The organism is Pedobacter gandavensis (assembly GCF_032678465.1).
In the GTDB taxonomy this organism is placed as follows: domain Bacteria; phylum Bacteroidota; class Bacteroidia; order Sphingobacteriales; family Sphingobacteriaceae; genus Pedobacter; species Pedobacter gandavensis_B.
On record NZ_JAVTSK010000010.1, the window covers coordinates 143,032 to 164,346 of the forward strand.

Annotated in this window: 15 protein-coding genes and 1 tRNA gene; 9 read left to right on the forward strand and 7 right to left on the reverse strand. The window is 40.4% G+C overall.

Features of this window, described 5'->3' with window-relative positions:
* Positions 1 to 8 precede the first annotated feature (8 nt).
* Together R2Q94_RS17975 and R2Q94_RS17980 are read left to right on the forward strand one after the other, a co-directional pair.
* Positions 9 to 3,185, forward strand: a complete 3,177-nt coding sequence (locus R2Q94_RS17975; RefSeq protein ID WP_316822858.1) for an efflux RND transporter permease subunit — start codon at positions 9 to 11, stop codon at positions 3,183 to 3,185.
* 20 nt (positions 3,186 to 3,205) lie between these two features.
* Positions 3,206 to 4,612 (forward strand): efflux transporter outer membrane subunit, encoded by a 1,407-nt coding sequence (locus tag R2Q94_RS17980; RefSeq protein WP_316822859.1) that lies wholly within the window; start codon positions 3,206 to 3,208, stop codon positions 4,610 to 4,612.
* Between the two features lie 131 nt (positions 4,613 to 4,743).
* Here the strand turns inward: R2Q94_RS17980 and R2Q94_RS17985 are convergent, their stop codons facing one another.
* Genes R2Q94_RS17985 through R2Q94_RS17995 form a run of 3 tightly spaced genes read right to left on the reverse strand, consistent with a single transcriptional unit; the run spans position 4,744 to position 10,412 of the window.
* Complete coding sequence (locus tag R2Q94_RS17985; RefSeq protein ID WP_316822860.1) at positions 4,744 to 7,923, reverse strand: multidrug efflux RND transporter permease subunit; 3,180 nt, start codon at positions 7,921 to 7,923, stop codon at positions 4,744 to 4,746.
* A gap of 15 nt (positions 7,924 to 7,938) precedes the next feature.
* A complete protein-coding gene (locus R2Q94_RS17990; protein WP_316822861.1) occupies positions 7,939 to 9,054 on the reverse strand; it encodes an efflux RND transporter periplasmic adaptor subunit in 1,116 nt (371 codons plus the stop codon).
* An 8-nt stretch (positions 9,055 to 9,062) separates the two neighbouring features.
* Entirely contained in the window at positions 9,063 to 10,412 is a 1,350-nt protein-coding gene (locus tag R2Q94_RS17995) for a TolC family protein (RefSeq protein ID WP_316822862.1), read from the reverse strand.
* A gap of 348 nt (positions 10,413 to 10,760) precedes the next feature.
* Between R2Q94_RS17995 and R2Q94_RS18000 the strand changes: the two genes are divergently transcribed.
* The 5 genes from R2Q94_RS18000 to R2Q94_RS18020 all read left to right on the forward strand — a co-directional run bounded on the left by R2Q94_RS18000 (position 10,761) and on the right by R2Q94_RS18020 (position 14,149).
* Positions 10,761 to 11,444 carry a response regulator transcription factor gene (locus tag R2Q94_RS18000; RefSeq protein ID WP_316822863.1) on the forward strand — a complete coding sequence of 228 codons (684 nt, stop codon included), beginning with the start codon at positions 10,761 to 10,763 and terminating at the stop codon, positions 11,442 to 11,444.
* Between the two features lie 2 nt (positions 11,445 to 11,446).
* Complete coding sequence (locus R2Q94_RS18005) at positions 11,447 to 12,757, forward strand: HAMP domain-containing sensor histidine kinase (RefSeq protein WP_316822864.1); 1,311 nt, start codon at positions 11,447 to 11,449, stop codon at positions 12,755 to 12,757.
* A 90-nt stretch (positions 12,758 to 12,847) separates the two neighbouring features.
* Positions 12,848 to 13,042: a hypothetical protein gene (locus R2Q94_RS18010; RefSeq protein ID WP_316822865.1), complete on the forward strand. Its 195-nt coding sequence runs from the start codon at positions 12,848 to 12,850 to the stop codon at positions 13,040 to 13,042.
* Between the two features lie 106 nt (positions 13,043 to 13,148).
* Positions 13,149 to 13,985: a DUF1080 domain-containing protein gene (locus R2Q94_RS18015; protein ID WP_316822866.1), complete on the forward strand. Its 837-nt coding sequence runs from the start codon at positions 13,149 to 13,151 to the stop codon at positions 13,983 to 13,985.
* Between the two features lie 90 nt (positions 13,986 to 14,075).
* Positions 14,076 to 14,149: transfer RNA gene (locus R2Q94_RS18020), tRNA-Arg, on the forward strand.
* 57 nt (positions 14,150 to 14,206) lie between these two features.
* On the opposite strand, the gene R2Q94_RS18025 is transcribed toward R2Q94_RS18020, so the two are convergent.
* Together R2Q94_RS18025 and serC are read right to left on the reverse strand one after the other, a co-directional pair.
* Positions 14,207 to 15,067: an RNA polymerase sigma factor RpoD/SigA gene (locus tag R2Q94_RS18025; RefSeq protein WP_316822867.1), complete on the reverse strand. Its 861-nt coding sequence runs from the start codon at positions 15,065 to 15,067 to the stop codon at positions 14,207 to 14,209.
* Positions 15,064 to 16,167 carry a 3-phosphoserine/phosphohydroxythreonine transaminase gene (serC, locus tag R2Q94_RS18030; RefSeq protein ID WP_316822888.1) on the reverse strand — a complete coding sequence of 368 codons (1,104 nt, stop codon included), beginning with the start codon at positions 16,165 to 16,167 and terminating at the stop codon, positions 15,064 to 15,066. The genes R2Q94_RS18025 and serC overlap by 4 nt, the downstream gene beginning before the upstream one ends.
* Positions 16,168 to 16,482: 315 nt before the next feature.
* Here serC and R2Q94_RS18035 point away from each other — a divergent pair, with 315 nt between their 5' ends.
* The gene (locus tag R2Q94_RS18035; protein WP_316822868.1) at positions 16,483 to 16,944 is read left to right on the forward strand and encodes an Lrp/AsnC family transcriptional regulator; all 462 of its coding nucleotides are present in this window, start codon (positions 16,483 to 16,485) and stop codon (positions 16,942 to 16,944) included.
* 260 nt (positions 16,945 to 17,204) lie between these two features.
* The gene (locus tag R2Q94_RS18040; protein ID WP_316822869.1) at positions 17,205 to 18,179 is read left to right on the forward strand and encodes a GlxA family transcriptional regulator; all 975 of its coding nucleotides are present in this window, start codon (positions 17,205 to 17,207) and stop codon (positions 18,177 to 18,179) included.
* Here the strand turns inward: R2Q94_RS18040 and R2Q94_RS18045 are convergent.
* Together R2Q94_RS18045 and R2Q94_RS18050 are read right to left on the reverse strand one after the other, a co-directional pair.
* Positions 18,160 to 19,659 (reverse strand): PepSY-associated TM helix domain-containing protein, encoded by a 1,500-nt coding sequence (locus R2Q94_RS18045; protein ID WP_316822870.1) that lies wholly within the window; start codon positions 19,657 to 19,659, stop codon positions 18,160 to 18,162. The genes R2Q94_RS18040 and R2Q94_RS18045 overlap by 20 nt on opposite strands.
* Positions 19,660 to 19,766: 107 nt before the next feature.
* Entirely contained in the window at positions 19,767 to 21,281 is a 1,515-nt protein-coding gene (locus tag R2Q94_RS18050; protein WP_316822871.1) for a SusD/RagB family nutrient-binding outer membrane lipoprotein, read from the reverse strand.
* Positions 21,282 to 21,315: the final 34 nt, after the last annotated feature.

Here is a 21,315-nt window from a genome sequence, read left to right on the forward strand (position 1 = left end):
ATCCATATATGTTTAAGATATTCATACAGCGCCCGGTGCTTTCTACAGTGATCTCTGTGATCATTGTGATCCTGGGACTACTAGGGCTGCTCGCGCTGCCCATTTCACAATACCCAGACATTGCCCCTCCTACTGTGCAGGTATCTGCAGCATATACAGGAGCCAATGCCGATGTGGTACTTAAAAGCGTCATCATACCATTAGAGGAGCAAATCAACGGGGTGGAAAACATGACTTACATGACTTCCACAGCAACAAATGATGGTTCAGCAAGTATTAACATTTTCTTTAAAGTAGGAACGGACCCCGATTTAGCTGCAGTAAACGTGCAGAACAGGGTTTCCAGAGCCACCAGTCTATTGCCACAAGAGGTAACACAGGCGGGGGTTACTGTAACTAAGAGTCAGAGTAGTAACTTGTTGATTTTCTCACTTTATAGTGATAATCCAGCCTACGATCAGACTTTCCTACAGAATTATGCAAAGATTAACCTGGTTCCAGCCATTCAAAGGGTAACCGGTGTGGGTAATGCGATGATTTTCGGATCTAAAGATTACTCGATGCGTATTTGGTTGAAACCAGATATGATGGCACAATACAGCCTGATTCCTGCAGATATTTCGGCAGCATTGGCTGAGCAGAACATTGAAGCCGCGCCAGGTAAATTTGGAGAAAATGGCGAAGAGGCTTTTCAATATGTGATCAAATACAAAGGACGGTTAACTAAAGCGACTGAGTTTGAAAACATCGTGGTTAAATCAGCAGGTAATGGACAATTGTTACGTCTAAAAGATGTAGCCAGAGTAGAACTAGGCTCCTTAAGTTATAGCTCAAACATTACCACCAATGGAAAACCATCTGTAGGTGTGGCGATTAGTCAGACTCCAGGATCAAATGCGAGAGATGTAATTAATGAATCGAAGAAAATCATTGACAAGGCCGCTAAAGACTTCCCTAAAGGCGTAAATTATGTCTACCTGGTGGATGTGAATGAAAACCTGGATGCTTCAATTGAGAAAGTAGTACATACCCTTATTGAAGCCTTTATCCTTGTATTCATTGTGGTATTTATCTTCTTACAGGACTTCCGTTCTACCTTAATTCCTGCGATAGCAGTACCTGTGGCAATTGTAGGTACCTTCTTTTTCCTAAACCTATTTGGCTTTACGATTAACTTATTAACCCTATTTGCCCTTGTCCTCGCCATTGGTATTGTGGTGGATGATGCGATTGTGGTAGTGGAGGCCGTCCATGCCAAACTAGACCATGGTTATAAATCGGCAAGAAAAGCGACCATTGATGCCATGAGTGAGATCTCTGGGGCGATCATTTCGATTACCCTGGTGATGGCGGCTGTATTTATTCCGGTAACCTTTATTACAGGTTCTACTGGGGTATTCTACAAACAATTTGGGATTACCCTTGCGGTAGCGATTATCTTATCTGCAGTAAACGCCTTGACCTTGAGTCCGGCATTGTGTGCTTTATTACTAAAACCACATGCAGACGACCATAAGCATCAAAGCTTTTTGCAACGCTTCTATACTGCTTTCAACGTTTCATTTGATAATGTCACCAACAAATACAAGAAATCAATACAATTCCTTTCTATAAAAAAATGGATTGTATTGGCGGCCATCGTTTTATTTACTGGCGGCCTGGTCTTCATGATGAAAACCACACCATCTTCATTTGTTCCTGCAGAGGATCAGGGAACTATTTTTGCCAACATCAGTTTACCGCCATCGGCATCTATGGAACGTTCCACGATCATCGCGAAGCAGGTAGATAGTATGGCACATACCATTCCGGAAGTAAAAAACACTTTACGAATTGTGGGGCAAAACTTTACTGCTGGTCAGGGTAGTGCATACAGTATGGTAATTCTGAAACTGAAAACATGGAGCGATCGTGACCGTGGTATTCAGGAAATAATAGGCGAACTTTTTGCAAAAACAGCAGGGATCAGAGATGCAAGTATCTTCTTTATCTCTCCTCCTACCATTCAGGGTTTTGGTCAGAGTGGTGGATTTGAATTCCAGGTGCAGGATAAAGGTGGACATACCGTTCAGGAATTGTTTAAGGTAAACTCTGATTTCCTTGCCAACCTATCTAAACGTCCGGAGATTCAATATGCGACTACTTCATTTAACCCGAACTTCCCGCAATATATGCTGGATGTAAATTTGGAGAAATGTAAAGAAGCCGGAATTACAGTCAACTCAGTACTGAACACTTTACAAGGTTATTATGGTGGTCTGTATGCATCAAACTTTAACCAGTTTGGTAAACAATACCGCGTTATGATACAGGCAGATGCCAATTACCGTAAAAATCCGGAAGGACTAAACAAAGTATTTGTTAGGAATAACAAAGGCGAAATGGCGCCAATTACAGAATTCATTACCATGAAGAGGGTATATGGTCCGGAGTCTATTTCCAGATTCAACCTTTTCAGCTCTATCTCAGTTACCGGTGCGCCAAATATGGGATACAGTTCTGGAGATGCGATCAAAGCAATTCAGGAAGTAGCAGCAGAATCATTGCCTGCAGGTTATGGTTATGATTTCTCAGGTCTAACCCGTGAAGAGCTAGCTTCTGGAAGCCAGACTGTGTTTATCTTCATTTTATGTCTGATATTCGTTTACTTCCTTTTGAGTGCACAATATGAAAGTTATATCCTTCCATTTGCTGTAATTCTATCGATTCCATTTGGTTTGGCAGGTGCTTACTTATTCTCAATTGTATTTGGATTAAACAGTAATATTTACCTGCAAATCTCACTCATCATGCTCATTGGTTTATTGGCCAAGAACGGTATTTTGATTGTGGAGTTTGCCTTAGAAAGAAGACGTCAGGGCCTCGATATCGTACAATCTGCCATTCAAGGTGCGGTAGCCCGTTTCAGACCTATCCTCATGACTTCATTCGCCTTCATCTTTGGATTGGTTCCATTGATGTTCTCTACGGGTGCAGGTGCGGTAGGTAATAAATCTATTGGTACGGGTGCTGTGGGTGGTATGCTTATCGGAACCATATTAGGAGTATTTGTGATTCCGGTATTGTTCATTATTTTCCAGACGTTACAGGAAAAAATCAGTGGTCCTTTACATTTAAAGACTTACGACGACGATGACGAAGATGCTATCGATCCGAGTAAAGCTAAAAAAGCACCACAGCATTAATCATTTATTTAAGAGCAACAATGACTTTATCCTATAAAAAACAGATGTTTACCCTTGCATTAGCGGCTACCGTTTTTGCCTCTTGCAGGGTGACTAAACCTTACGAAAGTCCGAAGTTAAAAACGATGGGATTGTTTCGTGAGCAAACGTCAACAGATACACTTTCCATGGCAAATACGCCATGGCAAAGTATCTTTGCTGACCCTCAATTATCAGGCTTGATCCAGGAAGGACTGGAACAGAATCTGAATTTAAAAAATGCCGTTGAGAAGATCGTTCAGTCGAAAGCAACCTTACAACAAAGTAAGGCTGCATTCTTTCCTACGCTGACCGCTGATGTCAATGCATCAAGAAATAAACAGTCGCAAGCAGGACTTAACTTTCCTCCGGGCATCAACATCAACACGCTAACCAACTCTTTTAAAGCGCAATTGAGTACCAGTTGGGAAGCTGACATCTGGGGTAAACTGAGCAGTACAAAGAGAGCTGCTTTAGCGGCTTACTTTCAGACCGATGCAGCAAAAAGAGCAGTTCAAACGCAATTGATTGCAGATATTGCCAACAACTATTATACGCTACTCGCACTAGACAGTCAGCTGGAAATTACCCAACAAACTTTAAAAAGCAGAATTACTGGTGTAGAAACCATGAAAGCTTTAAAAGAAGGAGCGGTAGTTAATGGTGCAGCAGTAGTGCAAAGTGAAGCCAGCAGGTATGCTACTGAAGTCACGATTCCTGATTTGAAAAAAACGATCAGAGAAACAGAAAATGCCTTAAACATCCTATTGTCAAGAGCTCCGGGACCAATCAGTCGTGGTAAACTGAGTGCTCAAAACCCTACCAGCGATTTAAAAATTGGTGTTCCAACGCAATTGCTTGAAAACAGACCAGACGTACAAAGTGCTGAATTTGCTTTCAGGAGTGCATTTGAGAACACAAATCTTGCGCGTACTTATTTCTATCCTTCTTTCACCATTACTGCTACAGGTGGATTGTCGAGTCTCGATCTAAAAGACTTCTTCGATAAATCTATATTTTATAATTTGGTAGGTGGTTTAACGCAACCAATCTTTAACAAAGGATTGAATAAAGCCAGGTTAATCACTGCAAAATCCGCTCAGGAGCAAGCAATGAATAGCTTCCAGCAAACGCTATTGGTAGCGGGTAAGGAAGTGTCGGATGCACTTTACAGTTACCAGACTGCGGTTGAAAAAGAAGATGCACGAGCAAAACAGATTGCGGCTTTACAAAAATCAGTAGATTATACTCAGGAATTGCTAAGATTCAGTTCTGCAACAAACTATACAGATGTATTGACTTCAGAGCAAAGTTTACTTGCTGCGCAACTGAGTGGTGTAAATGACAGGTTACAAAAATTACAATCTGTTGTGAACCTATACAGAGCATTAGGTGGTGGCTGGAAATAACTCCCGCAACTACATGCTTTTATAAGCATCAATTGATGAAAGCAAAATAAATGCCCCCAGAATATGGGGGCATTTATAATATAGGGGGAATTTAAATAAGCTGTTGAAGATTTAACCAGGCTGCCCCTGATTTAATCGTCTTCAGCATGCAGGGTATTTTTATGTGCTTCCGGATCATATGAGGCTTGTAATTCTGCCAGTCTTTTCTTGCCATAAGCCAGTCTGGTAATCAATACAAACAACACCGGTACTATAAATAATGCAAATATTGTAGCGGAAAGCATCCCCGCAGCTACTGTCCAGCCAATCGTTTGTCTGGAAACTGCACCTGCACCAGTAGAGATCATCAAGGGAATTACCCCGAGGATGAAGGCCAGGGAAGTCATAATAATTGGTCTGAGCCTCAACCTCACCGCTTCTATCGTTGCTGCAATCAGTTCCATTCCCCAGTCTACCCTTTCTTTAGCAAACTCCACAATCAAAATGGCATTCTTGGCAGATAAACCAATGAGGGTAATTAAACCCACCTGAGCGTATATATTGTTATCCAGTTTAGGAAGGAAAGTCAATGCCAGAATGGCGCCAAACAAACCCAATGGTACCGAAAGTAAAATAGAGAAAGGCACCGACCAGCTTTCATATAAGGCTGCAAGTAATAAAAACACAAAGACAATGATCAAAGTAAAAATGAGCGTTGTACTGTTACCTGCTTCTGTTTCTTCCAGACTCAGTCCGGAGAAGTCATAGGCATAACTGGAAGGTAAAGTCTGAGCGGCCACCTCCTGCAATGCCTTTAAGGCATCTCCAGAGCTTCTACCCGGTTTAGCGGCCCCACCAATCTCAACAGAACGGAAAAGGTTATAGTGATTGATGATAGATGGATTCTCAATCACCTGATAAGAAACTAATGTACTCAGCGGAACGGAAAGTCCTTTCGCATTCATCACCCTCAGGTGCTTCAGGTCTTCAATATTTTTCCGGTAGCTGGTATCTGCCTGACTCACCACCCTAAAATTTCTTCCATATTTGGTGAAATCATTGATATAACTACTGCCCAAATAAGTGGAGATGGTGCTATAAATCGCCCCAACAGAAACCCCCATCCTCTTCGCCTGGTCTCGATCCACTTTTACCTTATAATTCGGTGTTTTTGAGTTAAACAAAGTATAGGCCATCCCTATTTCCGGACGCTGATTAGCGGCAGCAAGGAATTTACCCACATTGGCCTCAAATTCCTTAATATCACCACTTTGTTTCTCCTGGATTTGGAGGGTAAAACCACCACTAATTCCCAGACCTGGAATTGCCGGTGGCGAAACCACCAGAATACTTCCATCCTTATCCCCGGCAAAAGATTTCGTTAAGCCAGCCATAATTGTGTTTACATCCTTTTTACGGACATCCCAGTTTTTGAGCTGTACGAAGAAAGTTCCTGCATTGGATTTAAAGGATCTGTTGAGGATATTGATTCCTCCAATAGAAGTAATATTCTCCACTTCCGGATTATTGTTACGGATACTATCTGTGATTCTTTTGATAAAAGCATCGGTTCGCGCTGTCGAGGCACCTTCGGGCAGAGTGGCACCAACTAAAAAGATTCCGGCATCCTCATTAGGAATAAATCCCGTAGGCTTTTTCATGAATAAAGTACCGGTTCCAATATAAAGACAGAGCAAAATAATCATCACCAATGGAATTGCCTTTAAGGCTTTTTTAACACCCATAGAATAATTATGACTCACTCTGGCAAACCATTGATTAAACTTAAAGAACAACTTATTTAAGCCTTTAGACTCTGCGGTTAAGTTCATTGGTTTCAAAAGAATAGAACAGAGTGCAGGTGTTAGTGTAAGTGCAACAAAAGCTGAGATCAATACCGAAACGGCAATGGTAATGGCAAATTGCTGGTACAATTTCCCAACCATTCCGGGAATAAATCCTACTGGAATAAATACTGCGGCCAGGATCAGCGCTATCGCGATTACGGGAGCAGTAATGTCACTCATCGCTCTTCTGGTAGCCTCGGGTGCCGATAAACCATCATGATCCATATAATGCTGGACCGCCTCCACTACCACAATCGCATCATCTACCACAATACCAATGGCAAGAACGAAACCAAACATGGTCAGGGTATTGATAGAGAAACCGAAGAAAGTGAAAAAGATAAAAGTACCGATAATAGACACGGGAATGGCCAGTACCGGAATCAATGTTGCCCTCCAGCTTTGCAGGAAGATAAACACCACTATGGTCACCAGTATCAATGCTTCGATCAAGGTATGAACCACCTCATTAATAGACACCTTCACTACAGTTACAGTTTCATAAGGTACGGTATAATCCAGGTCTTTAGGGAATGATTTTTTCAATTGCTCGAGTGCCTTATAGATACCGTCGGCGGCCTGTACTGCATTACCTCCAGGCGTCTGATTGATCATCATCATGGAAGCTACTTTTCCATTCACTTTAGAGTTAAGCGAATAACTGAAGGCCCCGAGTTCCACTCTGGCTACATCTTTCAGAAAGACAACTGAACCATCTGCTCCTGTTTTAACGACAATATTATTAAACTGATCCACCGTATTGAGGTCTCCATCCAGGATCACCGAAAATTCAAAAGTCTGATGGTCTGGTTGTGGAGGCGCACCTACACTCCCTCCTGGAACGCGGGTATTCTGTTCCTGTACCGCAGCCGAAACATTTGCCGGCGTAAGGCCATAATTAGCTAGTTTATTAGCATCCAGCCAGATACGCATACTAAATGGCTGACCAAATGCCTGCACATCTCCTACTCCCTGTACACGGAGTAAAGCGTCTTTTACATAAAGGTTGACATAATTGGAAATAAATTTATCATCATAAGTTCCATTCGGAGAGTACAAACCAACCACCATCAAAATATCATTATTTGCTTTCTTTGTGGTGACACCTAAGCGGTTAACCGCCTCTGGCAGGGAAGGTTCTGCAATTCCAACCCTATTCTGTACGTCTAGTGCTGCAATATCAATATTCGTTCCTACATCAAAGGTAACCGTGATAGAGGAGCGTCCGTCGGAAGTACTGTTTGAAGACAAATACTTCATTCCCGGAGTACCGTTAATCTGACTTTCTATTGGAGTAGTCACTGTTTGTTCCACGGTTTGTGCATCAGCCCCCGTATAAGTCCCTGAAACCGTAACCGTTGGAGGAGCAATACTTGGATACTGACTGATGGGTAGCGTAGTTATGACAATAGTTCCAATCAGTACAATGAGAATGGAAATTACGATGGCCGTGACCGGGCGTCTGATAAATACTTCTGAGATCATAAGCTTAAGATTCTTTTAAAATTTTACCACAGCACCAGGTCTTACATTTTGTGCACCATCTGAAACGATCAATTCTCCTGCCTTCAAGCCCTCTTTCACCACCACACTCTTATCGAATTGTTTACCCATTTGAATGATTCGCTGTTCGGCCTTATTGCTATCTGCTACCACATATACATTAAAGGAGCCCAACTGTTCAATGACCGCTTTATAAGGGATCACCAACTCATCACCCGTGGATTTATTTAATACTTTCATATTTACCGTCATCCCGGCAATTAATCTTCCAGCCTCATTAGGATAACCGATCCTCACCTTTATGGTTCCCGTAGCAGGATCTACTGCACGATCTATAGTGATAATTTTACCCTGACGCTGATATAAACTACCATCTTGCAGCTGTACCGTAAACACGGAATCTTTTATCGCTAGTGGATTGTTTTTTAGTTTCAGAAAATTGGGAATATCTCCCTGGTTTACAGTAATATCTACAGCAATAGGATTCCCGGTAGAAACCGTATTTAAAATCGTTGAGGAAGGTGTTACCAAAGCGCCTGGTTTCACTTGAGAAATACCTATTGTTCCGGTTAAAGGGGAAACAATTAAGGCATTCTGAAGGTCATTATTTGCCGAGGAAAGTGTTGCTTTTGCGGCAGCCACCTGCGATTCTGCATTGGCAAGATCTGTTAAAGCATAGTCCACACGTTGCTTGGCAATTGCGTCCTGCGCTGCGAGATTTTTATACCGTTCTGCATCTTTCTTAGCCTTATCCCGATTGGCCTGAGCCACTGCCACATTGGCTTTTGCCGAATTATAAGCTGCCAGATATTTTGTACGATCAATTTCATAGAGCTTCTGCCCTTTTTGTACCTTCTGACCATCTTTCACATAAATTGCGGTGATAAAACCACCTACCTGTGCGCGGATTTCCACTTCATCCAATGCCACTACTACCCCTGGATAAGTATCCACTGTGGTGACTGGCTGTGCAACTACCTTATAGACCGATACCGGTGTTGCGGGAGGCGGTCCTGCCTGCTGCTGTGCAGCTTTATTTCCATTACCGCATGACGCTAAAGAAATGGAGCCCAAAATAACAATGCCTAGTTTTACGTGATTAATCGTCTTCATTTGAGTACTTATTGGTTTACGGTAATTGTGCCTAATGCTTGTTGTACATCTAATCTGGAAGACAGAAGACTGTACAGCGTATTTAAATAATTGAGCTGAGCGGTACGCAAATCTGTTTCCGAAGTCATCAGATCCAGATAAGTCTTTATCCCTTCATCGTATTGCAATTTTATAGTTTGATAAACCTGCTGGGAAATTGCCACATTGGCTCCTGCCGTTTTCCAATCGTTCAGAGTGGCCTTATAAGTGGCCATTGCAGCTTCATACTGCGTCTTAATCTGATTTTTAATATTGACCAGATCCAGGTCTATTCTTTGCTCCTGTAATTGCGACTTTTTAAGCTCCTGAATTCTTTTTGTACCCTGAAAAATAGGCATGTTTAATCTCAAGCCAAACAAGGAGCTTGGATAATTCTTATTATAAAGATCAGCGAAATTGTTGTTAAGGTAGTTCCAGTTGTAGTTAATAAAACCAGAGATATTGGGTAGAAATGACCATTTATTATAACTGGTATTGAGGTGTTGCAATTGCTTTTGCGTTTGTAACAAGCGGTACTCCACCCTATTTTCATAAGTCTCTCTTTGGTTGGTATCAAGCAGGATTTCATTTTCCATCTTTACCGCATCAAAATTCAGACTAATATCTGTATTGCCAGCATAACCGATCAATTCTTTCAGGTAAGCGTATTTATATTTGATCAATTCCTCTGCCCGTTTTTTATCGGCTTTTGAATTACTTAAACTGATTTGCGCACGCTGATAATCTGTTTTGTCGACCAGACCATTTTCATATTGTGCCTTTGCATCTTTGAATTGTTTCTCTAACCTTGCGATGTTTTCATTGATGATTTTTAGCTGTTCATTACTACTGAGGACATCAAAATAAGCCTTACTGACACCAACTACAGTGTTGATCTTTGTATTTTCTGTATTCTGCTGATATTGTTGCCTGTAATATTTCGAAGCTTTGGAAGCCTGTATTAATCCTGCATCCAGAAACTTCTGATCTGCCTGTAAGGTAAATGCTGAGGTGTTTTTTGTACCCAGTACCAAGGTCTGACTCTGCCCTCCAGTGGTCAGCACACTAACCTGCTGCTTAAGATTATAGTTGTAATTGGCAGAACCCGTGATTTGAGGAAACCAACCTGAAAGTGCAGATTTGATATCCCGCTCACCAATTTCTTCATCGATTAACGATTGTTGTACTCCGGGTTTATTGACCAGGGCATAAGCGATCACTTCCTGTAGTGTGGCATTTCTCAATTCTTTAGTCTGCTGTTCCGTTTGTCCAAAAGCAACTGAACACCAGGTAACCGGGAAGATCAGGAGAAACGTTAAGATCGATTTTTGTTGTTTCATAAGGTAAGAAAATGAAGTATTTATAGAATCATCATCGTTTATTATTCCTTTCTATTAAAATGAATACCAGTCTTCCTTATGCACCTGTTCCTCTTACCAATACTCATCATTTATTTATTAACCAGATGATGGGTGGTACTTAATCGCTATTGTAGCTGTATTTTTCATAAAACCTTAGTTATTTATTGCTTATTTTAATGAGGTTTATAATCTGACAACAACCTATGTATCAATATTGTTTCAGGATTACAAGAAATTAAAATATCCGCTAAAAACCCATAAATCGGCCATTTATAACTCAAAATTGAAAGTCTGGTAATCATTGTTTTTTTATGTAATATTGACTTTATGAATATCCTTATTGTGGAAGATGAAAAAAACCTGGCGCTCGAGATGGCAACATTTCTAGGTAAGGAAGGTTATACGATAGAACATGCCTGGAAGAAATCATCGGCAGCGGAAAAAATATTTGTCAACAATTACGACTTTATTCTCCTCGATCTTGGGCTTCCTGATGGAGATGGCCTTGAATTGCTCCATGAGTTTAAACAATTGAAAAACCGGGAAGACGCGCTGATCATCCTGACTGCGAGAGGCGATGTGGAAGACCGTATTAAGGGATTGGAATCCGGAGCGGATGATTACCTGCCCAAACCTTTTTCCCTGACCGAACTATTGGCCAGAATGCATGCCATCATCAGGAGAAAACACAAATTGGAAATGAATGAACTGAATATTCATGGTTTTATTCTGGACATTAAAAATCATAAGCTTAGTTTCGGCGGACAAAAGATCAACCTGACGGGGAAGGAATTTGAAATCTTTAATTACCTGGTATTAAATAAAAACAGAGTCATTTCAAGAATCAACCTGACAGAGCATGTTTGGGGTGATATTCTGGAAATCAATTCTGACTCTAATTTTGTGGATGTCCACGTAAAGAATTTAAGAAAGAAGCTTTCTGTCCACGGCCAGATCGACTGGTTTGAAACGGTAAGGAGCATTGGTTATCGGATTAATTCGACAACATAAAGATGAAACTGCAACTCAAACTTGCTTTATACAATACGCTGACCAAGGTGGCCATCATCACCCTGATGGGGATTTTAATTCTGGTTTCGATCAACCGGATTTCGGTAAATCATATGCACCAGCGGTTAATTCAAAAAAAGAACAAGCTGGTCACCAACCTTTCCAGCACCAGGATCAATGACTTACTGACCCAACAAAAGACCTTCACAGATTATAACCTACTTAAGGAAGAATACATCATCCTAAAAGAGGTTAAAAGCAACCATCAGCAAAAATTAAAACAACATTTTAGTCAGGAGACACGTGAAATTGAAGGCAGCCAGGAGGAGTACCAGATCCTAAGTGCGGAGTTCAACTATCAGGGAAAAACATACCTCCTGGAACTTGGCGAAACCATGTCTACAGTCGGGCAACTGGAACATACCATTTCCGTATTTACCTTTTATATCCTGCTTGCCGCAGTCATTCTAACACTCTTAAGTGATCTTGCTTTTAGTAAATTCCTGCTAGGCCCATTTTATCAGATTATTGACCAGAAACTCAACAAGGTAAATGATCCGATTAGTTTCAATTATGAACCTGTAAAAACCTCTACAGAAGATTTCAGGATCCTGGATCAAAGTATCAGTACTTTAATGAATAAGATCACAGATCTATTCCTGTCAGAAAAAGAATTCATCGCTAATGTTTCTCATGAGTTACTCACTCCAATTTCTATTTTAAACACCAGACTGGAAAACCTGTTGAATGATGAGACCTTAAGTGTGGAAGGAGAAAATAAAATCTTTGCCTGTTTAAAAACACTCAATCGCCTCAAATCAATTATCAATAGTTTGTTACTCATCTCAAAAGTGGAGAACAATCAATATAAAAAGCCAGATACGATTGTCCTGAAAGAAATGATTCATGAGGTTTATGAAGAAATGGAGCATCGTCTGGCCATGATGAACCTCAGCTTTACCATCAATTTATCTGAGGATTACATTTTTAAGGGGAACCGTTCCTTATTCCATACCTTATTAATGAATATTGTTAACAATGCCATCAAATACAATATTCCCTCCGGAGCTGTCATGATTTACGATACTTTTATCAGCAGTAAATATGCATTAGTGATTGCTGATACCGGTATGGGAATGGAAGTAAACCAGGTTGCTCATGCTTTTCAGCGTTTTGAAAAATTTCAGTCGGAGAAGGAAGACAGCTATGGATTAGGACTTTCTATTGTGAAGAGCATTGCGGCCTTCCACGGATTAGAGCTGGAAATTGAATCAGAAATCGGCAAAGGAACGCATGTCTTCATTATTTTTTAATAAAAATAATGAGCCTTCATCTATCTTCATAAAATCTTCATGTTTGATCAGCAACTTTGATCTAACAAATCACATAAAACAATTAAAAACATGAAAAGAACAATTTTAGCGCTTGCATTAGTTGCAACAACTTTCGGCGCATTCGCACAAACTCCTGCTGCAACTGCAAAACCAGCTCAAAAAGGACACCATGCAAAAGCAGTAGCTCATAAAACTGAAGCTACTAAAACTGCAGTAGTAAATACTCCTAAGCCAGCTGCCAAACCAGCAATGAAACAAAAATAAGTCTTAGCCACCTCGTTAAGAACTATAGCCTAAAAGGGATATTCAGACCAGAATATCCCTTTTTTTTGTATTTTGGCTTCAACCACACACAAATCTGAACCAAATTATGAAAAAAATCTTCCTTGTTCCCTTCGCTTGTGCAGCCATTTTTTTTGGCTGTAGTACAACAAAGAAACAAGCTTCCCACACTCAATTGAAACCGAATAAAAATGGTTTTATCTCTTTATTCAATCAAAAAGACATCAATGATTGGTTTGTAAAAATCGCCCATCATGAAGTCGGAGAAAATTATGGCAACACTTTCCGTGTGGAAGATGGCATGGTCAAAGTAAGATACGACCAGTATGGCGACTTTAATGATCAGTTTGGCCATTTGTATTACAAGGTTCCTTACTCCTATTACCATTTGGTAGTAGAATACCGTTTTGTAGGTGAATTACAGAAAGGAGCCCCTGATTATACCTTAAGAAATAGCGGAGTGATGTTCCATTCCCAGGATCCGAGAACCATGCCTAAAGAACAAGACTGGCCAATTTCAGTAGAAATGCAGTTTTTAGGAGGCTTAGGTGACGGAAAGCCAAGACCTACAGGAAATATGTGTTCGCCAGGGACGAATGTGGTTTATAAAGGAAAAATTGCTGCTTCTCATTGTCTCAACTCCTCTTCAAAAACTTACCATGGCGATCAATGGGTTCGTGCAGAACTGGTCGTATTAGGTGATTCACTGATTACACACATCATCAATGGTGATACCGTACTTCAATATTCTAAGCCACAAATTGGCGGTGGAACCGCGAATGGATATGATCCTAAAATCAAAATAGACGGAAAATTACTGAGCAGTGGTTTTATTGCTTTACAAAGTGAAGGTCAGCCTATTGACTTCAGAAAAGTAGAACTGAAAGACCTATCGCATCTAAAAGAAAAAACCAGGCGAAAATAAAACCTGGTTTTTCTTGAATTATTTGTTCCTACAGCTATTGTAGATGTCCATTTTTACTTCTACATTTGCCGCACCAAAAAAAATTGGAATGCATCCATAGCTCAGCTGGATAGAGCAACGGTTTTCTAAACCGTAGGTCATAGGTTCGAATCCTATTGGGTGTACAAGGGATTTATCTCTTAAATTAAGGCGACGTTGCTCCAGACGTCGTCTTTTTTTGTTTAAAAGTATTCTGCTAAATATGGAGTCCGGCAATGTTGTCTCAATGTTTTCAATGCCCTGTCTTTTAACTGCCTGATGCGTTCCTTACTCAGGCTAAAAACTTCCACCATATCATCTAAGGTCAATGCGGTATGGTTATCTAATCCAAAAAACAAGGTAATGATCCATTTTTCCCGTTCCGGAAGCACACCTAATGTGCGTTGCAAGTCCTCAGTCAATGATTCTGTCATCATTTGAGCATCTGTATCCGGCACATTTCTATTCTCCAGACTGTCGAGCAGACTAAAACCACTTTCCTCATTGGCCGTTGTGTCTAATGAAAAAGACAAAGGTGCACTTGATAAGTAATCAGAAACTTTATCTTCCGAAAGTTCAGTGGCCTCTGAAAGTTCCTCATAAGTAGGCAATCTTTCTAGCTGTTGCTCCAGCAAATCTGAAGCTTTATTGATTTTAATGATCCCCAATACCTGGTTTCCAGGGAGGCGGATCATTCTCTTTTGATCAGCCAATGCCTGCATGATGCTCTGACGAATCCACCATACGGCGAAAGAGATAAATTTAAAACCTTTGGTATCGTCAAATCGCTCAGCGGCTTTGATCAATCCCAGGTTTCCTTCACTGATCAGATCTGCCAATTGCAAACCTCTGTTTTGATATTTTTTGGCAACAGAAACGACAAAGCGTAAATTGGTTTTCACCAGTTTATCCAAGGCTGCTTTATCTCCTTTTCTTATTCTTCTGGCCAGATTTAACTCTTCCTCTACGTTTACCAGATCGATTCTTCCGATATCGGTCAGGTATTTATCAATAGATTCGGAATCCCGATTGGTAATGGATGGTGCAATCTTTAACTGTCTCATACCGTAACTTCATTTTCTATGGATACTTTTTGATTTGAATGTTTTGCTTCAAAAGCCTGCATGCATTTCACCAGTGCTTCCACACTTGATAGCGGCAAGGCATTATATAAAGAGACTCTGAAACCGCCTGCTGAAGGGTATCCTTTAATACCAACCATTCCTTTTGAAGCTGCAAAATCTAAAAATGCGCTTTCCAGTTCCAGGTCTATTGTTTTAAAAGTCACATTCATTCTGGACCTATCGGCAGTACTGGAAAGACCATAAAACAAAGAATTTCTATCAATTTCCTGGTATAGCAAGTCTGCTTTAGCAATATTTTCACTTTCCTGTTTCGGGATGCCCCCCTTTTCTTTTAACCACCTTAAATTCAACATGGCTACATAAATAGAGAATACCGGAGGGGTATTGAACATGGAGTTATGATCTTTAAAGATCCGGTAGTCAGACATAGAAGCTATATCTCCCTGAACTTTTTCCAGAAGGCTGTTTTTGATAACCACCAGGGTCATTCCTGCCGGGCCCATATTTTTTTGTGCACCTGCATAGATCAGGTCAAAATCACTCACATCAATACTTCTGCTAAAAATATCAGAAGACATATCACAGATAACGGGAACGGAAGTAACAGGTACCTCGAACATTTCTGTTCCTTCTATCGTATTATTTGAACAATAATGAAAGTAAGCCGCATCTTCAGGGATTTGATAACCTACAGGCACATAGTAATAGTTTTTATCTTTTGAAGAAGCTACAATATCTACTGCTCCATAAAACAAAGCTTCTTTAATGGCTTTCAAAGAAAAGAATCCACTATCCAGATAAGCTGCTTTTTTACCCTGATGCAGAAAATTCATGGCCAGCATAGAAAACTGAGTACTGGCGCCACCTTGCAGGAACAAGACGCTATAATCTGCCGGAACGCCCAATAAAGTTCTCACTAAATCCTGTGTTTCATTGATGACAGCTTCGAACTCTGGCGTCCGGTGGGAGATCTCTAAAATACTGAGGCCAATGCCATTAAAATCCCTGACAGCATCAGCGGCCTGATCTAAAACTGAAGCTGGTAAGATACATGGCCCTGCACCGAAATTATGTTTGATCATTGTTTATAGGTTATGGTTGATAGCTCCAAAGTTCGGAAGGTCAAAACGGATATCTCATTTTCCATTTACATTCAGCAAATTTTTCTGTTTTGGGCATTTTACACCATACAATTTTCGGTGCTTAATTCTGGCGTAGCAGAATTGCAAAATATAATTTCCCTACTTTCCTATTTTTTAAGGGGTTAAGGTAAGTTATACACTATCCTTCAGCTGAAAGGCTGGAAATGTTTCATAAAAAATAAATAATACTATATTTGAGGGATAATACTTTATAAAACATCTACACTAAGCTAGAAATCTATTTGCTGAAAAATGTCGAAACTAGATCCTACACATCTTGGAATTTTGCGCCTGCTACAGGAAGACGCCAGAATGACGCATAAAGAACTGGCCAGAAGGTTAAGAAAAAGTGTTTCTCCGATCTTTGAGCGGGTAAAATGGCTGGAACAAAACGGCTATATTAAAGGGTATACCGCCTTGGTAGACCTGCAAAAAAGCAGCAACAGCATAATTTCTTTTACCCATATCCAAATGAATGACCATTCTGAAGAAGCCTTAAGCGCTTTTCAAAAAGAAGTGGTACAATTCGATGATGTAAGAGAGTGTTATTACATTACCGGCAACTTCGATTTCATCCTCAAAATTGTTTCTCCGGACATGAAAGGCTATAATGATTTCTTACGAGGCCAATTGTCTAAATTACCCAATGTAGGTAGCGTACAGAGCTTCCTGGTCTTATCAGAAGAAAAAAGGGATACCAGTTATAAGATTTAGTGTTTTTTTTTAATGAATATGCAGTACATTGGCTATAGAATTCCTATAGACCTATTTCTTGTCGGATGACTGACAGGGACCTGTTGAAGCTTTGATGCTGATATCAGCCTAAGATACCCCCTTTCCATCCCTTATAGACCCCTACAAAAGCCCTAGCAAATAGCAATTCTACCTCAGTACTGATTAGTGCTTACAGTAAGTCTAAACCTATTGATTATGAGAGATATTTTATTAATTTGCAGCTATAAAACTTAAATAAAATGGTACAGGTAGCTTTATTACTCCCCAATAAATATCGTTTACTCAGTGTAGCCGCGATATTGGATGTGTTTGATACCGTAAATCATCATTATAAAGAAACTGGCATCGAACCTCTGTTTCAAATTAACTTAGTTCGTAATACCACACTGGCCACAGAAGGTAATCTATTTGAAAAATACCAGGCGCTGAGCTTATCTGAATCCGGGCAACAAAACCTCATCCTCATTCCGGCATTCGATCATCCGGATCTGAACGCGGCCATTCATCAAAATCTGGAGTTTCTCCCCTGGTTACAGCAACAATATAAAAAGGGTGCTGAACTGGCAAGTTTTTGTACGGGTGCCTTTCTATTGGCAGCAACCGGGCTACTCAATGGCAAAAGAGCAACCACACATGTCAATGCCAGCAATGCCTTTTCTAGTTGCTTCCCAGATGTTTATTTTGAACCTGAGAAGGTGGTTACCGTAGATGAAAGGATTTACACCAGTGGTGGCGCAACAAGTAGTTTTCATTTGATGCTCATGTTGATCCACAATTACTGTAGCCGGGACACTGCAATACATATCGCCAAAGTATTTTCAATTGATATGAATCGTGAACAGCAGCGTTATTTTGGGAGCTTTCATCCGGTCAGGGATCACGGAGATGAGCTGGTTGCAAAAACACAACTCTGCATTGAAAACTCATTTAAAGAAGCCGTAACCATTGAAGATATCCTACAACATATCCCTTCCAGCAGGAGGAATATTGTTCGCCGATTTAAGCAGGCTACAGGAAATACACTGATTGAGTATTTACAAAAAACCAGAATTGAGGCGGCTAAAAAGCTTTTAGAGCAAACCAACCTCAGTATTCTGGAAGTAATGTTAGATTCCGGCTATAATGATCTGAAAACATTCCGACAGCTTTTCAAGAAAAACTCCGGAATGACACCTAAAGATTATCGGGATAAATTTAAGCCGAAAGTCGCATAGCAGGAGTTTGTTTTACCTTTTTCTTTCTTTTCTTTTTTAATTTATTTAGCCAGATCAGGGTCCCGGTAATTGGCAGACTGGTGGCAATCAGACAAGCAAAGAAATAGATAATTTTGGTAAACAATCCATATACATCACCCAAATGCAGGGCTTTGATGGAACCTGAAATGCGTTCATTTAAAGGCTTCTCGCTAAATACCTCTGTTTTAAGCACAGTTCCCGTATACTGATCTAAAAGTATTTTATCCCCTGCAGCAGGTGCAAAAAAACCTACTTTATTCTTCATAATGGTAATGGCTGAAGCAGAATCTTTTGGTAAGCTGATGCTATAATCGCCCTGGTACGGTAATGCAGCATCCGCGTTTTTAAGATAATCTCCCAGATTGAGAGGAGCGGCACCGGCGATTACTGTAGAAGCGGGGTCTTTAGGTGGCTCAAATCCTTCTGGTTGATAAGTACCTAAAGATTTCCTTAGGGCTTCTCTATACCAGGGGAAGGACCATTGCGGACCAGTAATTCCCATCAGGAACAGAAATATACAGGCATAAAAACCTAAACTATTATGTAAATCATGGTTTGTTCGTTTCCAGCTACCAGACCATTTGATTTTTAATCCTTGTTTCCAGGATTTAATCCTCTGTGGGAACCAGATCACCATTCCGGTAATCACCCCCAGGGTAAATAATATAGTAGCTGCACCACTAATATAACTCCCTAATTTTCTATTTTCCAGTTCTCCAAAAATCGGCTTTTCAATTTTATCTAAAAGCAACCATCTATGCAGACTAAACATCGTTTTCATGAGGGAAGCTGTAGCACCTTTTACTTCAGAGATATTTCCAATAACCTCTCCCGTGTATTGGTTTACGGCAAAAGCAGAAGGACGCTTTCCTTCTTCAGGTTTGCCGCCTTTGCCATCTTTTCCTTTTCCGTCTTTTCCTTTGCCCTCTTTTCGCTCTCCTCCTTTACCTTCATTTCCAGCGCTTCCTTTATCTTTTCCTGTTTCAGCCTTTCCTTCTTTTAAGTCAGCTGATTCGGATTGAGCTTTTTCTGGCGTATTGCCAGCAATTTGTGCGGTTCCCACAGTTGCCACTGCGATGGCCTGTTCTTTATTCCCTATAGCTTCATTCGTAGCCTTACCTTCTTTTTTATCTTTTCCGGCTTCTTTTATCCTCACCATGAACTGATAAGTTCTATTTGGATCAGCAGGGATTTTTACGGAGACAACTTTCCCACCAGTGCTTTCCTTCACTTTTTTGATCAATGATTCGATCGGCATTGGATTCGCCCCTGCCGGAGCATTTACTTTATACAATTCAGGATTGGCCATCTCCTTCAATTCTGTATTAAACACGTATAATGTACCGCTTAAACAAACCAGGATCACGATGATCCCGCTTGCTAATCCGAGCCATAAATGGATATCATTAAAAAATTTACGTGTTTTTTGCCAGGCGCTTTTAGGTGTTGTTGGTTTCATTAAGGCTATTTTTTACAAATATAAAACAAATCCGCAATTATTTAGACTAAGTCTTAATACTTACGGATTTGTGCTTAAAAATTAATTTACAATACGCTTTAGCGGACTTATTTATTCCACCAGATTTTTCCTACGGTCACTTCATCATTCCCTTGTTTCCCGCTTTCAGTCGCATTGGTTTGGCGTTCTGATTCCGGATACATTAATCTTAATGGCCTTGCTTCTGGTGCAGGAGCCAATAATGAATTCGGAATATTAGGGAAGCCCAATCTTCTATAATCACTCCAGGCTTCCAAACTACTGATGCTGTTCAGGGCTAACCATTTTTGCTCAATAATTCTTTTTAAACGCTGATCAGCAGGGGCTGAACTTAATTTCACCGCAGGCTGGTCATTGTAAGCTCCAAAAGTTGTTGCACTTACCTCCATATATTTGAAGGATTCTGCAATTCCCTGCTCATAGAAAGTTTGATCAGATCCTGAAATCCAGCCTCTATTGGCAGCTTCTGCCTGTAAGAACAAACTTTCAAAAGATCCCATTAAGATAGAGGCCTGATCAAAGCTTTTAAACAAACCGGTTGCTTTTCCATCATTTTCATTTGGGCCTTTAAAGGCAGAGGTTTTCTTTGCAGCATATTGATCATCCACAACAGGATTTCCAAAAAGTACACCTTTAAAAGTACCGTTGATGCTGGTATATAAACTTGCTAAACGAGGATCATTCAAATTACTGTATTTATCAATCAGGTATTGAGTTGGGCGCAAATCCACATGATTGGTAGCCGAAGCATTTACCCCTCTGTAATTGGTTTCCCAGAAAGGATTCATTTTTCCTTTAGAATTGATATAACCAGGTTTGGTGGCCACATGCTGACCTAAACCTAAAAATCCACTTCCTTCCTGAGTGATTTTAGCCATTTCAGCCGTGATGTAAGCTCCGTTATTTGCTTCCGACTGGCGAATTAATGCTCTTAATTTTAACGTATTTCCAAATTTAGCCCATAATTGTTTGTCGCCGCTAAAGATGATGTCTGCTTTACCCGGACTTTGGTCCGCCGCAGCAGCTTTAATATCCTTCATCCCATCAGTAATCAGTGCAATAGACTTTTCATAAACGGTCTTTCCATCTTCATATTTTGGTTGCAAATACTGGGTTCTGTTTAAGGCTTCATCAAATGGGACATTGTTATAAATATCTACCAGGTGCAGGAAATGCCATCCTTGCATGATCTTCGCTATACCGGAATAAAAAGGAGAATTCTCTTTTTGTGCCTGCTCCTTGATCAATTGATAATATAACAAGGTGTTATAAGTGCCCTCCCAGATTTGGATCCCATCTCTGGTTCCCCGGATGGCTACCCCATTGTAGGTTTTTTCTTTAAAAAACTTATTGGTTGCTTCAGAGGTTGTGCCCCAGTAACCTGCCCAAAAAGCAGCCAATTGATTGATTTGTACCGTTTCCTGATTTACGGTACTGATCATCGCACCCGGCAAGCGGGCACTTAAAATCAGGTATTGTTCTGTTGGACCATTCGGATTGTCGTTCACATCCAGGAATTTTTCGCAGGAAGTCAGACTGAATAAGCTGGCTGCGAAAACGAATATTTTTATACTTTTCTTCATTATATATTATTCTTCAAAGTGTATATCTTAAATA